This window comes from Azohydromonas australica DSM 1124, assembly GCF_000430725.1.
Classification (GTDB): domain Bacteria; phylum Pseudomonadota; class Gammaproteobacteria; order Burkholderiales; family Burkholderiaceae_C; genus Azohydromonas; species Azohydromonas australica.
The window spans coordinates 18740-35235 of sequence record NZ_AUMO01000023.1 but is presented as its reverse complement, the minus strand read 5'-3'; the positions used below and the strand labels follow the sequence as shown (position 1 = coordinate 35235).

General features: G+C 69.8%; 19 protein-coding genes and 1 pseudogene. 16 read left to right on the top strand and 4 right to left on the bottom strand.

Features of this window, described 5'->3' with window-relative positions:
* Positions 1-78 precede the first annotated feature (78 nt).
* Positions 79-1518 carry a dihydrolipoyl dehydrogenase gene (lpdA, locus tag H537_RS0101740; RefSeq protein WP_028996540.1) on the bottom strand — a complete coding sequence of 480 codons (1440 nt, stop codon included), beginning with the start codon at positions 1516-1518 and terminating at the stop codon, positions 79-81.
* 497 nt (positions 1519-2015) lie between these two features.
* On the opposite strand from lpdA, the gene lipA reads away from it, so the two are divergent.
* The 7 genes from lipA to H537_RS0101710 all read left to right on the top strand — a co-directional run bounded on the left by lipA (position 2016) and on the right by H537_RS0101710 (position 6626).
* Entirely contained in the window at positions 2016-3005 is a 990-nt protein-coding gene (gene lipA / locus H537_RS0101735) for a lipoyl synthase (RefSeq protein ID WP_028996539.1), read from the top strand.
* Positions 3006-3378: 373 nt separating this feature from the next.
* On the top strand, positions 3379-3996 hold the full coding sequence (locus tag H537_RS50525) for an IS4/Tn5 family transposase DNA-binding protein (RefSeq protein ID WP_084150297.1): 618 nt from the start codon (positions 3379-3381) through the stop codon (positions 3994-3996).
* Complete coding sequence (locus H537_RS0101730) at positions 3977-4336, top strand: helix-turn-helix domain-containing protein (protein WP_156901290.1); 360 nt, start codon at positions 3977-3979, stop codon at positions 4334-4336. The genes H537_RS50525 and H537_RS0101730 overlap by 20 nt, the downstream gene beginning before the upstream one ends.
* 36 nt (positions 4337-4372) lie before the next feature.
* Entirely contained in the window at positions 4373-4519 is a 147-nt protein-coding gene (locus H537_RS52200) for a hypothetical protein (protein ID WP_156901288.1), read from the top strand.
* 639 nt (positions 4520-5158) lie between these two features.
* On the top strand, positions 5159-5359 hold the full coding sequence (locus tag H537_RS55320) for a hypothetical protein (RefSeq protein WP_156901286.1): 201 nt from the start codon (positions 5159-5161) through the stop codon (positions 5357-5359).
* Between the two features lie 6 nt (positions 5360-5365).
* Positions 5366-5968 carry a DNA/RNA non-specific endonuclease gene (locus tag H537_RS40470; RefSeq protein ID WP_156901284.1) on the top strand — a complete coding sequence of 201 codons (603 nt, stop codon included), beginning with the start codon at positions 5366-5368 and terminating at the stop codon, positions 5966-5968.
* Between the two features lie 193 nt (positions 5969-6161).
* A complete protein-coding gene (locus tag H537_RS0101710) occupies positions 6162-6626 on the top strand; it encodes a hypothetical protein (protein ID WP_028996536.1) in 465 nt (154 codons plus the stop codon).
* A 143-nt stretch (positions 6627-6769) separates the two neighbouring features.
* Here H537_RS0101710 and H537_RS40465 read toward each other — a convergent pair whose 3' ends face one another.
* Both H537_RS40465 and H537_RS54290 read right to left on the bottom strand, forming a co-directional pair.
* Positions 6770-7216 (bottom strand): Cif family virulence factor, encoded by a 447-nt coding sequence (locus H537_RS40465; protein ID WP_211234952.1) that lies wholly within the window; start codon positions 7214-7216, stop codon positions 6770-6772.
* Positions 7217-7328: 112 nt separating this feature from the next.
* Entirely contained in the window at positions 7329-8177 is an 849-nt protein-coding gene (locus H537_RS54290; RefSeq protein ID WP_238446580.1) for a cytochrome P450, read from the bottom strand.
* On the opposite strand from H537_RS54290, the gene H537_RS55315 reads away from it, so the two are divergent.
* The 8 genes from H537_RS55315 to H537_RS0101660 all read left to right on the top strand — a co-directional run bounded on the left by H537_RS55315 (position 8097) and on the right by H537_RS0101660 (position 14809).
* Entirely contained in the window at positions 8097-8348 is a 252-nt protein-coding gene (locus tag H537_RS55315; RefSeq protein ID WP_238446579.1) for an SDR family oxidoreductase, read from the top strand. The genes H537_RS54290 and H537_RS55315 overlap by 81 nt on opposite strands.
* A gap of 250 nt (positions 8349-8598) precedes the next feature.
* Positions 8599-8817, top strand: coding sequence for a hypothetical protein (locus H537_RS0101695; protein WP_156901282.1), 219 nt, complete (start codon positions 8599-8601; stop codon positions 8815-8817).
* A gap of 484 nt (positions 8818-9301) precedes the next feature.
* Complete coding sequence (locus H537_RS40455) at positions 9302-9826, top strand: hypothetical protein (protein WP_051241529.1); 525 nt, start codon at positions 9302-9304, stop codon at positions 9824-9826.
* A 125-nt stretch (positions 9827-9951) separates the two neighbouring features.
* Positions 9952-10557 carry a TetR/AcrR family transcriptional regulator gene (locus H537_RS0101685; RefSeq protein WP_028996534.1) on the top strand — a complete coding sequence of 202 codons (606 nt, stop codon included), beginning with the start codon at positions 9952-9954 and terminating at the stop codon, positions 10555-10557.
* A gap of 103 nt (positions 10558-10660) precedes the next feature.
* Entirely contained in the window at positions 10661-11362 is a 702-nt protein-coding gene (locus H537_RS0101680; RefSeq protein WP_028996533.1) for an SDR family oxidoreductase, read from the top strand.
* 41 nt (positions 11363-11403) lie between these two features.
* Complete coding sequence (locus tag H537_RS40450; protein WP_051241528.1) at positions 11404-12828, top strand: MFS transporter; 1425 nt, start codon at positions 11404-11406, stop codon at positions 12826-12828.
* Between the two features lie 722 nt (positions 12829-13550).
* A complete protein-coding gene (locus H537_RS52185) occupies positions 13551-13697 on the top strand; it encodes a hypothetical protein (RefSeq protein WP_156901280.1) in 147 nt (48 codons plus the stop codon).
* A 587-nt stretch (positions 13698-14284) separates the two neighbouring features.
* Entirely contained in the window at positions 14285-14809 is a 525-nt protein-coding gene (locus tag H537_RS0101660) for a hypothetical protein (protein ID WP_028996531.1), read from the top strand.
* A gap of 85 nt (positions 14810-14894) precedes the next feature.
* Here the strand turns inward: H537_RS0101660 and H537_RS50520 are convergent, their stop codons facing one another.
* On the bottom strand, positions 14895-15161 hold the full coding sequence (locus tag H537_RS50520) for a YHYH domain-containing protein (RefSeq protein ID WP_238446578.1): 267 nt from the start codon (positions 15159-15161) through the stop codon (positions 14895-14897).
* Between the two features lie 180 nt (positions 15162-15341).
* On the opposite strand from H537_RS50520, the pseudogene H537_RS40445 reads away from it, so the two are divergent.
* Positions 15342-16429, top strand: a pseudogene (locus H537_RS40445) (PDDEXK nuclease domain-containing protein).
* Positions 16430-16496 lie beyond the last annotated feature (67 nt).

The following is a 16496-nucleotide window of genomic DNA, read 5'->3' as shown; positions in this document are numbered from 1 at the left end:
GCGCCGAACAGGCCGTGCAGCAGGAGCACGGGCGAGCCGTGCCCCTGGCTGCGGGCAAGCAGCACGCAGGGGACCATGTCAGCGCCGGGACTTGCGCGGCATGAACAGGTCCGTGATGGAGCCGTCCACGATCTCGGCCGCCATGGCTACCGACTCGGACAACGTCGGATGCGCATGCACCGCGTGCGCGAGCTCGTCGATGCCCAGGCCCTGCTCCAGCGCCAGCACCGCTTCGGCCAGCAACTCGCCGGCATGCACGCCAACGATGCCGGCACCCAGCACACGCCCCGTGCCGGGCTCGACCAGCAACTTCGTGAAGCCGTCGTCGCGGCCCGCACCCAGCGCGCGACCAGAGGCGGCCCAGGGGAACACGCCGCGCTCGTAGGCAGTGCCTTCGGCCTGGGCCTGCGTCTCCGTCAGGCCCATCCATGCCACCTCGGGGTCGGTGTAGGCGATGCTCGGGATGGTGCGCACGTCGAAAGCGCTGTCCAGGCCGGCAATGTGCTCGGCGGCGACGCGGCCCTGGCGGCTGGCCTTGTGGGCGAGCATCGGCGCACCGGCGACGTCGCCGATGGCATAGATGCCCGGCACGCTGGTGCAACAGTGCCGGTCCACCGGGATGAAGCCGTGGGCGTCGAGCTCCAGCCCGGCGGCTTGCACCTGCAGTGCGTTGCCATTGGGCCGGCGGCCGATGGCCAGGAGCACGCGGTCGTAGAGCTGGGGTTCGGCCGGTGCGGCGCGGCTCTCGAAATGCACGCGCAGGCCTTCGGGGCGCGCCTCGATCTCGCGCACGCGTGTTGCGCACAGCACGGCCTCGCAGCGCTTGCGCAGCCTCGTCTCCAGCACCTTGACGAGGTCGCGGTCGGCGCCAGGCAACAGGCCGTCGGCCATCTCGACCACGGACACGCGCGAGCCGAGCGCCTCGTAGACGGTGGCCATTTCCAGCCCGATGATCCCGCCGCCGACGATCAGCAACCGCTTGGGCACATCGGCCAGCGCCAGCGCGCCGGTGGAGTCCATGAGCCGCGGATCGTCCACGGCCAGTCCCGGGGGCACGATAGGAGAGGACCCGGCCGCGACGATGCACTGGGCAAAGCGCAGGCGGCGTGGCCCCTCGACCGTCTCGACCAGCAAGTGGGTGGGCGAGGCGAAGCGCGCGCGTCCGTGCAGCATCCCGACCTTGCGCTGGCGCGCAAGCCCCGCCAGCCCGCGCGTGAGCTTGGCGACCACCCCGTTCTTGAAGCTGCGCAGTGCGGGCAGGTCGATCTCCGGCGGCGTGAACCGGATGCCGTGGGCCTGCATCGCCTGGGCATCCGTGATCACCTTGGCGGCATGCAACAGCGCCTTGGACGGGATGCAGCCCACGTTCAGGCAGACCCCGCCCAGCGTGGGGGCCTCATCGACGATCAGCACCTGGCGGCCCAGGTCGGCGGCGCGGAACGCGGCCGTGTAGCCGCCGGGGCCGCCACCCAGCACGACGACATCGACGTCGGGAAGATCGACGGGTTCAGTGCTCATGTTCATGTCTATTCAGTCCAAAAAAATTGCTGCCATTGCACGCGTGCGGTGACGGCAGCCAAGCCGTGCGGCCCACCCTCGCGGGTTCGCAGCGAGGAGACAAGAGGGCCCGGCTTGGGTGCGCCGGGCTGGGCGACGCTCAGAGGCCGCGGCGCTGCATCGCCTCGGGGATGGGCCATCGCGGCTGCGATGCCGTTGGCGAGGCAAGCGCTCTTTTGCACGGCCCGTGCCAACGTGTTGGCGCTCGGCGGATGGAGCCTCGCGGCAAGGCACTTCAGAGGAGGGGCGTGCGAGTCCGCGCCATCGGCGATGGCCGGCAGGCCTCGCCGTACGCACGACAGCTGTCGCGTGCGCCTGCGACAGCGCGACAGCTGTCGCGCTGAGCCGGCGTGGTGTTGGCCAGAGCGGGCGAAGGGAAGGTGCGCTGGCCCTCTGGAACCGGCCTTGCGCGGCACGGGACTTGCGCCGGCTGCCGCACTTCAAACGGAGACCGACCCATGGCAAGCCAGCCTTCCCCCTACGACCCCAGGGCCAAGCAGAAAGCGCAGGCCAAGACCTCGCGCATTCCCATCAAGGTGGTGCCGGCCGAGGTGCTCAAGAAGCCGGAGTGGATTCGCGTGAAGGCGGGGTCGCCCACCACGCGCTTCTACGAGATCAAGCAGACGCTGCGCGAACACAAGCTGCACACCGTATGCGAGGAGGCCTCCTGTCCGAACATCGGCGAGTGCTTCGGCAAGGGCACGGCGACCCTCATGATCATGGGCGACAAGTGCACGCGGCGCTGCCCGTTCTGCGACGTCGGCCATGGCCGCCCGGACCCGCTGGACGTCAACGAGCCGCAGAACCTGGCGCAGACAATTGCGGCTTTGAAGCTCAAGTACGTGGTCATCACCAGCGTGGACCGCGACGATTTGCGCGACGGCGGCGCCGGCCACTTCGTGGAGTGCATCCGCAAGACGCGCGAGCTCTCGCCGCAGACGCAGATCGAGGTGCTGACGCCCGACTTCCGCGGCCGCCTGGACAAGGCACTGGACATCCTGAAGGTGGCGCCGCCGGACGTGATGAACCACAACCTGGAGACCGTGCCGCGCTTGTACAAGGAAGCGCGCCCGGGCGCCGACTACCGGTTCAGCCTCACGCTGCTGCAGCGCTTCAAGGAAGCCGTCCCCGGCGTGCCGACCAAGAGCGGTCTCATGGTCGGCCTGGGCGAGACGGACCAGGAAATCCTGGAAGTCATGCGCGACATGCGCGTGCACGGTATCGACATGCTCACCCTCGGCCAGTACCTCGCACCCAGCGGCCACCATCTGCCGGTGCGCCGCTACGTGCACCCGGACACCTTCAAGATGTTCGAGACAGAGGCCTACAAGATGGGTTTCACCCACGCTGCCGTGGGCGCGATGGTGCGCTCCAGCTACCACGCGGACCAGCAGGCCCGCGAGGCGGGTGTCAGGCCCGGGAGTGGCGCGCTCCTGCGTGCGAGGTGAAGCAGTTCTTCTGCGCGGTCCCATGGGGCACGTCGATGAACTTGCGCCCAGCAGTTCCAGCTACACCGTCACCGAAGGCTGCACGTCGGACGCCCTGGTGACGATCCCGAAACGTAAGCACGCGGTGAAGCTTGCTTTTACCCACTGATTTTTCAGCCGCCACAAGAGGTTAGCAACGCGTTGCTTGCTTTCTTCCCGGGTTCGGCGCCATGTCTCAGCCTTTCAGCTCTGTCCGGCGGAGGCTGCGATGGTGACACCCCAAGCTGTGCAGCAGAGCCAGCCACCCGAAGGTACGTAGGGTGGCTGAATCGACCAAGAACTGGACGAGAGCGCTTTCCAAGACGTGCGGCTGGGGCGGTGACTGCGAGTGCTGATGTCGCAGATGGCTCAGGGCCCGGGCCAGAGCTTCTCCCTGGTGTGCCAGGACTGGACCAACACCAAGGCAGCCTACCGCTTTCTCGGCAACGAGCGGGTCAACGAAACCGACATTCTTGCCGGTCACTTCGCAGCCACACGGGGGCGCATCGCAGCCATCAGCGACGGCCTGGTGTTGATGCTGCACGACACAACCGAGTTCTCCTACCGGCGTGACGAGGACCATGGCGTTGGACTGTTGGGGACGACCTATGGCCGTCGGGATGCCAAGGGGCGTCTTCGATATCGGCGGCACGGGGAATGCTTGCGTCGGAAACGGCAAGGCGGGATCGGGCCGCGCCGCTGCCCTGTCCCGCTGGTCCGGCGGGCCGCGGACGGCTTGGCGGCCAGACTGGCAGCCGGGTGCCCGGCCGGCGCCGCTGCCACTGCCGGCGCAGCACTGCACGAGGCGCGCGCCCGCGAGGCAGGCGCCGTCGGCATCGCCAAAGCCGCGCCGCCGGCCCGAGCGCCGGTTTCCCGGCGCCGGCGGCGCTATCGCGGCACGGCCCATCTCTCGGTCAGCGCAATGGCCCGGAGCGAAAAATGTTCAAATATATTTGAACATCATTGCAGCTAAAGAAAAAATAAAACGAATGCCCCGTGCCCCGAAGCTCACCAACGACCTGCCCGCCCCGGTCGCCAAAACGCTGCAGGAGTTGGGCGCCAACCTCCACCTGGCGCGCCAGCGGCGCGGGCTCTCGACCCGCGTGCTTGCGGCGGAGATCAACGTCTCGGTGCCGACCGTCATGACCAGGGAGGGCGGGGAGGCCACTGTCAGCATCGCCGTCTACGCCGCGGCGCTGTCCTTCTATGGCCGCCTGGAGTGGCTGCCCGACCTGATAGCGCCCGAGTTCGACCGGAAGGCCCTGCGCATCGAACTGGCCGGCATCCGGCCCAGGTCGGGAGGCAGGCGCTAGCCTGTTGCCCCGGTGCAGTAGAAAAAGGAACCAGGCATGCCTCAGAGCCCGGTGAAGATGATGCTTGACGCGGCCTTCGGGCGGCAGCATCCAGGCAGCGCCGGCGGCACGGACGCCGCGGTGCTCCAGGCGGTTGCCGAGGCGGCCGCGGCCTGGTGGATCGCGCGCAGGCCCGACGGATAGTCGCTGGCGAAGCATCTGGCCGATCCGGCGGTCAATTGCGAAGGCGACCACGAGCGAGAGTTGGCTGTCGCGGCAGCACGCTGGCTATCGCGCCGGCAGTGAAGCGCACGAGGCGGGCCGGGCCCGGTGCCGTGCGCACTCGCTGCAGGTCCTGCGCAACGCGTGCCGGTCGGGCCTTCCTCACTGCCGACGGTACCGCGGCGCAGTGGACTGCTGACCCCAGGCCCTTGCTTTTCCTCACCTCGCTGCCAGTCGGCCCGCGACCGGCCTGCCGCCGCCTGTCGCTCCTGGCGGCGCAGGCAGGGTCCACGGTGCCGCGCCGATCAACGCCACCCCGGCCATCTGCAGCGGCGTCAACACGCGGCCACACACCAGCCAGTCCACCACCACCGCGGTGGACCTGGTAGACGAACCGCAGCACGGCAAGCGCCCCCGCAGGCGGGTGACCTCGTGCAGGTGCCCGCGCGCGGCCCCCCACGCCAGCAGGGCAACGAGCCCGGACACGCGGCCTGCGACCTGGGGCATGCACGGCCGCGCCTGGTGGCGCCGAGCCGGCATGGCCAGTATGGATGCCGGTGCGTGCCTTGCCGGGCGTGCCGCCGTCGCTGGCTGGCGCAGCGGCATGTCTAGTTGAGCGCCATGAGAACGAACCTGCTTGCGGCGGCCCTGCTTGCTGCTGTCGCGCTTTCCGGCTGCGACACCCGTATCACCCAGCCGAAGACGCCAGGCACGGCATCTGCACCTCCCATCACTGCAGCGCCCAAGGCCGAGCCCGTCACCGGCTTCAAGGGGTGCCGGAAGTTCTTCCCGGGCGAGCTGCCGCGTGTGCCCGACCTGTAGGCCAGGGTGCCCCGCGACCTCTGCTACGACGCCTTTGCCGTGCTTCACTCGGGTCGTTCGAAAACGCCCATCTTTGTCGTCGAACGGCTCACTGCAGCGCAGTTGGCCGATGCCAGCGACGAGGAGCGCACGAACAAATTTTTCACCGACGCGCGACTGCCCAGTGCCGAGTGCGCCACGCTGGACGACTACAAGGGCTCGGGCTTCGACCGCGGCCACATGGCGCCAGCGGCCGACATGCCTACCGCTCAGGCGATGGCGCAAAGCTTCAGCCTGGCCAACATGGTTCCGCAGGCGCCGGAGAACAACCGCAAGACCTGGGCAGGCATCGAGGGCGCCACCCGGGCCTACGTCAAGCGCGCGACTGGAGCGGTCTACGTGTTCACCGGCCCGGTGTACCCCAGCGCCGGAGCCCAGGTGATCGGCAAGGGCAGGGTGTGGGTGCCCAAGCAGCTCTACAAGCTGGTCTACGACGCCGACACGCGCCGGGCCTGGGTGCACTGGGTTGAGAACGAGAACGAGGCGAGGGCGGGCAAGCCCATCACGTACCGGGAGCTGGTGCAGTGCACGGGGATCGAGTTCCTGCCCGGCATCTCGCCCAAGGACTGAAGCGCGCGTGCGCAGGTGCTCTGCCGGTGCAGTGGCCGCTTTGCCGTTCTGGGCCTGCCCGGCTGGCCTCGGGCCTCACGTCCGGGCCTCGTGCCACCATCGTTGCTTCCACAACGCGAGACCCCAGTCACGGGTGTGGCTGTGTGAAACAGCGTCTCACCCGTGGCGCGGCCGGGTAGCAAAGTGCCGCGCCATGTCCTCGATGCCCGACCAGCAACCCTCAAGGCTGCTCCAGACCCTCCACGGCCGGCTGTCGCGCCGCTATGGCGCGCCCGGTGTGTGCCTGCGCAACTTCCCCAGCCGCTGGCTGGTGTTCCGCACCGCGGACCTGGCAGCCGGCCTGGAAAGGCCGGTCATCGATGTCGAGCTGCCAGAGCACGACAAGGCCAAGGAGCTCGCGGAGATGGACTCCAGCGCGCAATGCGCCGTTGGCGAAGACCACGATGCGACCCTGGTGCTGATGTACCTGGCCAGGCGAGTGCGGCCGGGGCAAGACCCGCATGCTGCGCCCCCGGCGACGGTTCTGGCGATCACGGCATGGAGCCTGTCTCACCCCACGGCGTTGACCGGGCGCGTCAAGCTCGATGATGCCGGCACTCCGCTCTGGATCGGCGTGCCCGACGCGCTGCCTCGCGCCGGAAAGCGGCGCACCTGCTGACACGTGGTGCGGCCCTGGGCGCAGCGGGGAGCGTTTGCCGCTCGGCCAGCGCAAGCCTCCTGGAGGTTGGTGAGTCGCGCGGCAAGCCGCTCCCGCGGAGCCAGGACGGAGACCGCGGGGCGCAGCACCGGGGGACCAGGAGTTCAGGCGCCGCTGTCGTTTGGATCGGCGGACCAGTGCAGATGTTGCGCCTTCCAGGCGCCGCTGTGGCGCTCCAGGAACACCGAGACCCGGACGGCGGGTCCCGGTTTGTCACGCCGGTAGCGCACCCGGCCCACTACAGCGGCGGCCTCGCCGTGAATGCTGCAGGCGAGGATCTCGGTATCCAGCCCGACGATGTCGCCGGTCGCGAGGAACCAACCCACCTTGGCGAAGTGATCCTCTAGGTTCAGCGAGTCGCAGCCCGAGTGGTTGTCGAAGTAGACGAAGGTGCCCCCGTCCACGTGGAGCCGGCGCAGGGCGTCGAGGTCACGACGCAGGAAGCAACCGTTGTAGGCATCGAAGAAGCCGCGGGCGAGTTGGAGCTCGGTCTCGTCCATCACACGTGCGTTCGAAAGTTGCACCAAGGTCAGCTGGATGCGCTCGAGCACGGTGCGTGTCCCGGCCCGATTGCTGGCTCTGCCGGGCAGCCGCTCGGCAAGCCGATGTTGTAGCACCCAGCAGCCTCTTCGCTGGTACCGCGAGACGCGGCGCCGTCCTGGTTCAGTGATCACGGCGCAGCCGCAGCGCTGCTTTCAGCCCGGCAGGGCGCATGCTGAACGCATAGAGCTCGCGCACGGGCGCGCCGCCCGGACCACATACCTCCTCCAGCTCGAAGTGGCGCAGCAGCATGGCCAGCAGCATCTTCATCTCCACCAGCGACAGGTAGCGCCCAGGGCAGATGCGCGTGCCGGCGCCAAAGGGCATGACCGCACGCCGCGTCGATGCCAGCTGCCGGCTCCACTGACCGGGCAGCCAGTGCTCGGGTAGGAACGCCTCGGGCTGTTCGAAGTGCGCCGCATCCGGTCCCGCCGCACGGGTTTCCAGCATCACGCCCGTGCCTCGCGGCAGGGCCACGCCGGCCACCACCGTGTCGCGGCGCGTCTCCAGGGCGATCACGGGGCCGACCGGGTACAGCCGCATCGCCTCGGCAATACAGGCCTCGACGAAGTCCAGCTGCTCCAGTTGTGCCAGCTCGGTAGCGATGTCTGCGCCATCGAGCGCCTCGTCCACCTCGGCGCGCGCCCGGTCCGCTGCCTGCGGTTGCCGGTGCAGCAGGTACAGCACCCAGGCCAGGGTCTGCGCCGTCGTGTCCTCGCCGGCCAGCAGCATCGTCAGCACGTTGCCTCGCAGGTCCTCGTCGCTGAAGCCGCTGCCCGACTGGTCGCGCGCGACCACCAGCGCCTGCAGCAGGTTGGCCGGCTGCCGGCGCAGCTCGGGCTGCCGTTCCAGGCCTGCGCGTGCCTGGGCGATGAAGCCGTCGATGGCGGCATGGACCTGCCGCATGTCCAGCTCGAAGCGCCGGTCCTCGGCGAAACGGATCCAGTGCCAATACGGCAGCGGCGCGAGCATGCGCTTTTGCGTCATGCGAAAGAGGTCGCGCAAGTGCTGCTGCAGCGAGTCCTCGGGCGCGCCAGCGAGGTGGCCGACGTGGTCGCCTTCCTGTGCTCGCCCAGGTCCCGGGCCATCAACGGCGACGCGATCGCGGTGGGTGGCGGGGCGCCGTGCAGCATCCATTACTGAGGGTGGGCCGACACCGTACCTTTCGTGGCGGGTGTGCGGCCATTGCCCATCCCTTTCCTGGCACCTGGTCGACGCAACACCGGGACCAGGTTGCCCAGCGGCGCACAAGCGCAGCCCGACAAACCGGCGCAGGAGCGAAGCGTGACTTTGGACGCACCGCCGGCCCGCACCAGGGGGGAGGTGGAGAAGGCCCCGAGTCCAGGCCGTGCCACTTGGCTGTAACGTGGGCCGCAGACCGGACGATATGCGGTTGTCCGGATTCGAAAAGGAAACGGCGATGTCTCCTCCTTCTGACGAATCCCAAGCAGGTGCCGGCGCGTCCCAGTCCGAGCTCGCCTACGGTGGCGAAAGCTCCATCGAGGCGCTGCAACGGTTCGAGGCCGAATGCGGCTGGAGCGATGCCCTCAGGCTGTTTGCCGAATTCGGGTCAGCGACCGCGGCGGGCGCTGACGGCAACGCGAACGATTGAAGCCCATCGAGCTGCAGCGAGCCGCGCGGCATGGCAAGCCGTGAACGGCATGCAGGCCTGACCGTTCGAGACAGAGCTGTTGCATCTCGGCCTGCTGGCTCGGGCCTTGCGCCGTCCCGGTTGGACCGCCTGCGTGATCCAGCGCGAGCGGTGACGGGTTGGGCAGCCGGCAAGCGGGCACTGCACCGCGCAGGAAGGGAGCAAACGCCCGCTCTGGCCGCCCGGGAGCCATGCTACGGCCGCGGCTCTCGAAGTGGCGCTTGCGCTTTCCCGATGTCTCGGGACTGCAGGCGGCCGCGGGTGCGGCCGACCGCGCGCCACAGGCGGCAGCGTCGCGATGCTGAGGCGGCGGCCGGGCACATGCGGTTTCGCGGCGTGCGACGCCACATGGTTGGCCCGGATGGGGTGGAAGCACAGACCATGGCATGTTGCGCGGACAGCGCCGTCGTGGCGCGACAAGAAGACAGCCAAGGGAGACACGCCGATGGTCCAACCCCGCCTCGCCATGGTTGTGCTGCTTGCCGGCGCTTGCGGTGCGCCGACATGGAGCCAGGAAGCCGTCGCCGCGCGCATCGCCGACGTGGCCCTGCCCGGGGCCGCCGGTGCTGCAGAGGCTTCCCCGTCCACGATCCGGATGTTCACCGAGTCTGAGAGCGGCGGCATCCAGCGGGTCGTTGCCAAGGATGCGGCCGACGAGATGAAGGTACGGCTCGTGCGCCGGCGGCTGCGTGACATCCGCAATGCCTTCCTGCTCGGCGACGTCGCGTCCCCGTCATCACACCCGCTCGTTGCCGACCTGCCGGCGCGGCTGCGAGATGCCGCGCCGGGCCGCGTCCTGGTGGGCTACCGCGACATCCCGGCGGGGGGCGAGCTCACCTACTACAGCCGGGACGCCGGGTGGGTGAACGCGTTGCACGGCTGGTTCGACACCCTGGCGTCGGACCCCAGCGCCGACGCCGTCGTGGCTCATCTTCCCGGGCGTCGTCGCCCCGTCCCATCCTCCAGGTAGCGCCGGGTCGCCACGACGCCTGTCCAGGGCTGCGCAGGCTGGGCATCGCCGGTGCGCAGGCCACTCCTTGCCCTTGCAATGCGCAGGAATATGATAATCATCATATTTGGCGCTACACTGCCGCCATGGACCGCCAGCCCAGCCGCAAGGAACTGACCCACGAGCGCATCGTCGAGACGGCCGCGCGCGCCATCCGCCGTGCCGGCTTCCAGGGCGTGGGCGTGGCCGACATCATGAGGGAGGCCGGCCTAACGCACGGCGGCTTCTACGCGCACTTCGACTCGCGCGACGCGCTGCTGGTGGAGGCACTGGAGCGCGCCGGGCGCGACAGCGCCGCGCGCATGGCCCAGGCGACGGCACCTCGCCGCTCGCGCGGCGCCAGTCCCCTGCGCGCGCTGGTGGAGAGCTACCTGTCCGAGGTCCACCTGCGTGCCACCGAGCAGGGCTGCCCGGTGGCCGCGCTGGCCAGCGAGATGCCGCACCAGGCACCCCAGGTACGCGAGGCCGCGGCTCAGCGCGTGCACGCCCTCGTCGCCCTGGTGCAGCAGGCGCTGCCCGCCGCAGCGCCCAGGGGCAGCGCCGAGGCCGTCGCCAGCCAGCTGGTGGGCGCGCTGCAGCTCGCGCGCGCCCTGGGCGACAACGCGCAGGGCAAGGCCCTGCTGACGCGTACCCGCCAGGCGCTGCTGACCCAGTTCGATGCCACCACGCCCTCGGCAGACGCCATGAGCTGAAACCCTTTCCCGCCACCACCGCCGGTGGCGTCCATCGGCTGCCCCGAAATATGACGATCATCATATAAATGGGTGCTTTTCCCTTTCGTCCCAAGGACCTGCCATGAAGCTCGACAACGCCACCGTCCTCATCACCGGCGCCAACCGCGGCCTCGGCCTCGCCTTCGCCCGGCATGCGCTCGCGCGCGGTGCGCGCCGCGTGCTCGCCGGCGCGCGCGACCCGCACAGCGTGACGCTGCCTGGCGTCGAGCCTGTGCGTTTGGACGTGACGCGGCCCGAGGACGTGGCCGCCGCAGCGCAGCGGCATGGCGACGTCACGCTGCTGATCAACAACGCCGGCATCGCCGAGCTCGGGACCTTCCTGGCCGAAGACGGCGAGGCGTCGGCGCGCCGGCAGATGGAGGTCAACTACTTCGGTCCGCTGCGGCTGAGCCGGGCCTTCGCGCCGGTGCTGGCGGCCAGTGGTGGCGGCGCGCTGCTCAACGTGCTGTCCGTGGCCAGCTGGGTGCACGGCATGGACCTGGCCGTCTACGGTGCGACCAAGGCCGCGGCCTGGGCGCTGACCAACGGCCTGCGCCACGAGCTGCGCGCGCAAGGCACGCAGGTGCTCGGGCTGCACATGGGTTTCGTGGACACCGACATGACCCATGCCATCGAGGCGCCGAAGTCCAGCGCCGACGACATCGTGCGTCGCGCCTTCGACGCCCTGGAGGCCGGCGCCGAGGAAGTGTTGGCCGACGACCTCACACGTGCGGTCAAGCAGGGGCTCTCGGCCGAGCCCGGCATCTATCTGCAGCCGCGCTGAGGCCCGCGTCCCCGCGCATTCCAGCTATCCGAAGGATCGCCATGACCGCCCGTACCCAGCCCGCCCCGCTCGTCCACCCACCCCCGGCCACCCGCGCCGCGGCACCCTGGCCGGTGTTCTGGGTGGCGAGCATTGCCGTGTTCCTGGTGTCGCTGGACACCACGATGCTCTTTGCGGCCTTCCCGGCGCTGCGCGTGGCCTTCGCCGGCGCCTCGCCGGCCGAGCTGTCGTGGGTGCTCAACGCCTACACCGTGGTCTTCGCCGCCATGCTGATCCCGGCCGGCGGGCTGGCCGACGCGCACGGGCGCAAGCGCATCTTCATGCTCGGCGTCACGCTGTTCCTGGCTGCCTCGGCGGCGTGCGGCCTGGCTGCGAGCGTGTGGTGGCTGGTGGCCGCGCGGGTGCTGCAGGCGGTGGGCGCAGCGCTGCTCACGCCCGCGTCGCTGTCCATCGTGCTGGCGGCCTTCCCGCAGGACAGGCGCGCCGTGGTGGTAAGCCTGTGGGGCGCGGTGGGCGCGCTGGCGGCGGCGGTGGGGCCGAGCCTGGGCTCGCTGGTCATCGACGGCGTGGGCTGGCCCTGGGCCTTCTACCTGAACCTGCCGCTGGGCGCGCTGGCGCTGTGGCGCGGCGCCCGGCTCATCGCGGAGTCGCCGCGCCGGCCGGGGCAGCAGCGGCTGGACGGCGTGGGCATGGCGCTGCTGATCGTGGCCGTCGGCGCCGTGGCGCTGGGCATCGTGCAGGCTGATGCGCCCACGTGGAGCCATGCCGACGTGGCGGCGGCCATCGGCGTGGGGCTGGCATCGCTGGCGGGCTTCGTGGCCTGGGCGCGCCACACGCCGGCGCCGCTGGTGGACCTGGCGCTCTTTCACCACCGCACCTACCGCTGGGTCAACGTGGCGACGCTGGCCTTCGGCGCGGCCTTCGCGCTGATGTTCTTCGGGGTGTTCTTCTACCTCACCGCGCTGTGGCACTACCCGCTGCCGCGTGCCGGGCTGGCCATCACGCCGGGGCCGCTGCTGGTGATGCCCACGGCCATCGTCACCGGGCGGCTGGCCGCGCGGCTGGGCCACCGGCCCTTCCTGGCCGGCGGCGCACTGCTCTATGCGCTCAGCGGCGCGTGGTTCCTCACGGTGCCGGGCCTGGAGCCGGCGTACCTGACGCAATGGCTGCCGGGACTGCTGCTCAGCGGCCTGGGCGTGGGCATGGTGCTGCCTTCGCTCACGGCCGCCGCGGTGAGCCGGCTGCCCAGCGGCCACTACGCCGTGGGCAACGCGGTGAACCAGGCCACGCGCCAGGTCGGCTCCGTGATCGGCGTGGCGCTGACGGTGCTGCTGGTGGGCCACGCCGGCGTGCAGCGCGGCGACTTCTCGGGGCTGTACGTCCTGCACATCCTGCTGGCGCTGGCAACGGCCGCCTGCTGCCTGGCGGTGGACACCCGCCCCGCCGCGGCGGTGCCTGCGCGCTGAGGGCTGCGCAACGGGGGCTTCGGTGCCCGGGAGCGCGCTCCGTCGCTGGCACGCGCTCGGGTTCGTCCCGTCGGACCCGGATGCCAGCGCGGGTCGCAGCACGCCGGCACGATCGCGCCCATCGTGACGTCAGGCACGGCGCCCGGGATGGGTGCGCGTGCACTGCATGGGGCGGGCCATGGTGCCCAGGGGCCTGGGGAAGGCCCGAGCGGGGCAACCCCGACAGGGCAAGTCAGCACGGCAGCGCACGGCCCGTCCCCCTACGATGCTTTCAGGCCCGCTGCTGGCGCCGCTCTCGACAACGCTCCACCGTGCCAGGGGGTGCCATGGCTGGCGCGGCAGCGGCTCATGGACCCGGGACGGCTTCTCGCCAAGCTCTGCCACCTCATCCGCACCGACGATGAACAACCTCCACACTGCCAGCGTCCGCGCTGATCGGACCCATCCCGAGTACGCGAGGGCGTTTGCCGAGCTGGAGTGGTTGGCCATGCGAGGGCAGCTGACGCTGGCGCAGCTGCGACGCGAGGTCCGCGTCCTGCGCGAGCGGTTCACGGGTGGACGGCCGGTGGTCTTGTGCATGCCGCGCCAGCAGTGCTGAAGCGGGACCAACGCAAGCAGCGTCAACGCGCCGGCCGGGCAATCCGTTGAACCGGCAAGGGTGCCAGCGCAACCAGCGGAACTTGCGTTGGTGCCCAGGACGACGACGTACAAGGAGGCTGCAATTGAGCAAGGGCAAGCATGGTGCGGTTGCTGCAGTGACGCTGGCGCTGGCCATCGTGTCGGCCGTCGGACTGGCGGCCATAGGCGTCGCAGGCGAGGACCACGTGGCGGCGATAGCGGCCCCGGCCACCGCCCGGTCGCTGCGCTGAGCCGGAGCTGCGTGGCGGTGCCGCAGCGCCGCCCATGGCGCATGGTGTAGCCCCGCACATTCCCTTTCGGGAAGGCTAGGGCGAAACTGCCTGTTTTTGAGGCAGCGTTGCGTGGCGCCTGATGGATCAATGACTTGGCTGCGCCGCGGGCAGGTACGCCACAGGGTTGTCCACAGCGGCAGGGGGTAACTTGCGAGGACGGCGCAAGAGCGCCGGTTCAGCGCGCGGCGAGCACCCGCAGCGCATGCGCGCTACGACCCGGCGCGACTGCGCCGGTTTGTGCAGACGTTCAGGCAGGCCATGCCGCCCCGCCTGCTCGATGGACCCACCGCTGGAGCCCGTGGGGTTCCTGGCTGCGGTGCTGGCCCTGCCGTCCTGCGCCGGTCTCCCGTGCAATGCCGGGTTGACCTGCCGCCACGGCTGCTGCCATTTCGCCCACCGCGACATGGCACGGCGGGCCGTGGAGAGCTCCGGCGCACGGTAGCTGCGGCGCCGGCGGCGTTCCTGCGCAAAATCAGCTTTCGTCGAACCGCAAACGCTTCGCCAGCCAGCATCTGCAGCGAGGACGGCGACGCAAGGAGAAAAGAATGGCCCGAAACCGCATTGCCGCCCTGCTGCTGCTCGCTGGCGCGCTTCCCGCCTGGTCGCAGGCCGCCGATGCCGGGCGCGTTGCCGAGGTGGCCCGGCGCGGCACGGAGGTCATGCCGTTTGACCTGCAGGCAACGCTCCACATCTTCACGGAAACGGGCGACGGCGGCGTGCAGCGCGTGGTGGCTCGCAATCGCGGCGATGCAGTGCAGGCGCAGTTGGTGAGGCAGCACCTGCAGCAGCTGCGCGGGCAGTTCCTGCGTGGCGACTTCTCGGGACCGGAGCACATCCACGGTGCCGGCATGCCGGGACTGGCGGCGCTGAAGGCTGCAGCACCAGGCAGCATGGCCATTGCGTACCGCGAAATCCCGGATGGTGCCGAGCTGGTCTACCGCGCTCAGGACCCGGCGCTGGTTGGCGCGCTGCACCAGTGGTTCGCGGCCCAGGTGTCGGACCACGGCTCCGATGCAGCAGTGGGGCACCATGACGGGCACCACCACCACGACATGCCGGCTGGCAAGTAGCGTCAAGCAGCCCCCCTCCTGTCCCGGGCTGTCCTGCCGGTTGCAGTGGCCGCCTCGATGACCGTCCCCGGATCCTGGCGGCGGGTCAGCAGCCCGCGTAGTTCTTGCGGCCGCTGCTCGTGATGGTGTAGGTCCCACCGCGGGGGCCGACGTGGCACGCAGGCGATCCGGACGGGGCGGGCGGGCCAGCGGTTCCCTGTCCAGTGGCGGATGCATCGCGCAGCCCGCTGGGCGGTCGTGATGGGGCGGCCTGCCCGCGGTGGCAGTGGTAGTCGCCGGTCTTGCGGTCATGGTGGCAGCCTTCGGCATTCAGGCCGCCGCCGTGCGCGGCTGCGTGCGACGAGACGGCCATGAAACCCGCCATGGCGAAGCCGATATCCCTTTCATGTTCTTCCCTCCTGCGCCCTGACGCCCCACCTTGCCGGCTCCCCGGTTCACGCTGCGGATCCTGGCATGGCAGCGACCCCGGCCAGCGACTGTCAACGCGCTGGGTACGATCGCGGTGTTTCTCGACCATGGATCCCCAGGAAGCATGCCGCGCAAGCCACCGGCGTCCGCGCAGAACGCCACCAGCAGCCCGATCGCTGCAGACATCCGCCAGCTGATCTGGGAGGCCCGGGCCGGGCTGGCGGCCACGCTTAACTCGGCGCTGACGCTGCTGTACTGGCGCATCGGCCACCGCATCCGCACCGAGGTGTTGCAGGGCAGCCGCGCGGGCTATGGCGAGCAGCTGGTCGCAACGCTGGCCCGCGAGTTGGAGGCCGAGCACGGCCGCGGCTTCAGCGCCAAGAACATGCACCACATGCTGCGCTTCGCGGAGGTTTTCGAGAGCGAGGAGATTGTCTACGCACTGAGTAGACAATTGAGCTGGACCCAGCTGCGCACGCTGATCTACATCGACGACCCGCTCAAGCGGGACTTTTATCTGGACATGTGCCGCAGCGAGGGCTGGAGCACCCGCACCCTGCAGGGTCGGCTTGACTCCATGCTGTTCGAGCGCACTGCGCTGTCGCGCAAGCCCGACGAACTGCTGGCCACCGAGCTGGCAACGCTGCGCGAGGAGGGCGAGATGAGCCCGGACCTCGTGCTCAAGGACCCCCCTACATCCTGGACTTCCTGGGACTGCAGGACCGCTTCCTGGAGAAGGACCTGGAGGATGCGATCCTTCGCGAGCTGGAGAACTTCCTGCTGGAGTTGGGCGCGGGCTTCACCTTCGTGGCGCGCCAGAAGCGGCTGCAGATCGACAACGAGGACTTCTACATCGATCTGCTGTTCTATAACCGGCGCCTCAGGCGCCTGGTGGCCATCGAGCTGAAGCTCGGCGAGTTCAAGGCGGCTGACAAGGGCCAGATGGAGCTGTACCTGCGCTGGCTGGCCAGGCACGAACAGGAGCCGGGCGAGGCGCCGCCGCTGGGCATCATCCTGTGCACCGGCAAGAAGCGCGAGCAGATCGAGCTGCTGGAACTGGACCAGACCGGCATCCACGTGGCCGAGTACCTCACCGGGCTGCCGCCGCGGCAGCTGCTGGAGCAGAAGCTCCATGAGGCGATTGCGAAGTCCAAGGCGCGCCTGGACAGGCGCTCGGCGAAGTCGTTGCCGCAGGAGGACGACCCGTCGTGACAACTGCTGCCGCGGCCGATCGGCGCCAGACAGCGGTGCCGCCTGAAAAACGTTGATCCTGCATCCG

Excerpts from the sequence above, each read along its gene's own strand:
- lpdA (WP_028996540.1), bottom strand. The coding sequence starts at position 1,518 with ATGAGCACTGAACCCGTCGATCTTCCCGACGTCGATGTCGTCGTGCTG.
- lipA (WP_028996539.1), top strand. The coding sequence starts at position 2,016 with ATGGCAAGCCAGCCTTCCCCCTACGACCCCAGGGCCAAGCAGAAAGCG.
- H537_RS50525 (WP_084150297.1), top strand. The coding sequence starts at position 3,379 with ATGTCGCAGATGGCTCAGGGCCCGGGCCAGAGCTTCTCCCTGGTGTGC.
- H537_RS52200 (WP_156901288.1), top strand. The coding sequence starts at position 4,373 with ATGCCTCAGAGCCCGGTGAAGATGATGCTTGACGCGGCCTTCGGGCGG.
- H537_RS55320 (WP_156901286.1), top strand. The coding sequence starts at position 5,159 with ATGAGAACGAACCTGCTTGCGGCGGCCCTGCTTGCTGCTGTCGCGCTT.
- H537_RS0101710 (WP_028996536.1), top strand. The coding sequence starts at position 6,162 with ATGTCCTCGATGCCCGACCAGCAACCCTCAAGGCTGCTCCAGACCCTC.
- H537_RS55315 (WP_238446579.1), top strand. The coding sequence starts at position 8,097 with ATGGACCTGCCGCATGTCCAGCTCGAAGCGCCGGTCCTCGGCGAAACG.
- H537_RS54290 (WP_238446580.1), bottom strand. The coding sequence starts at position 8,177 with ATGCTCGCGCCGCTGCCGTATTGGCACTGGATCCGTTTCGCCGAGGAC.
- H537_RS40455 (WP_051241529.1), top strand. The coding sequence starts at position 9,302 with ATGGTCCAACCCCGCCTCGCCATGGTTGTGCTGCTTGCCGGCGCTTGC.
- H537_RS0101685 (WP_028996534.1), top strand. The coding sequence starts at position 9,952 with ATGGACCGCCAGCCCAGCCGCAAGGAACTGACCCACGAGCGCATCGTC.
- H537_RS0101680 (WP_028996533.1), top strand. The coding sequence starts at position 10,661 with ATGAAGCTCGACAACGCCACCGTCCTCATCACCGGCGCCAACCGCGGC.
- H537_RS40450 (WP_051241528.1), top strand. The coding sequence starts at position 11,404 with ATGACCGCCCGTACCCAGCCCGCCCCGCTCGTCCACCCACCCCCGGCC.
- H537_RS0101660 (WP_028996531.1), top strand. The coding sequence starts at position 14,285 with ATGGCCCGAAACCGCATTGCCGCCCTGCTGCTGCTCGCTGGCGCGCTT.
- H537_RS50520 (WP_238446578.1), bottom strand. The coding sequence starts at position 15,161 with ATGGCCGTCTCGTCGCACGCAGCCGCGCACGGCGGCGGCCTGAATGCC.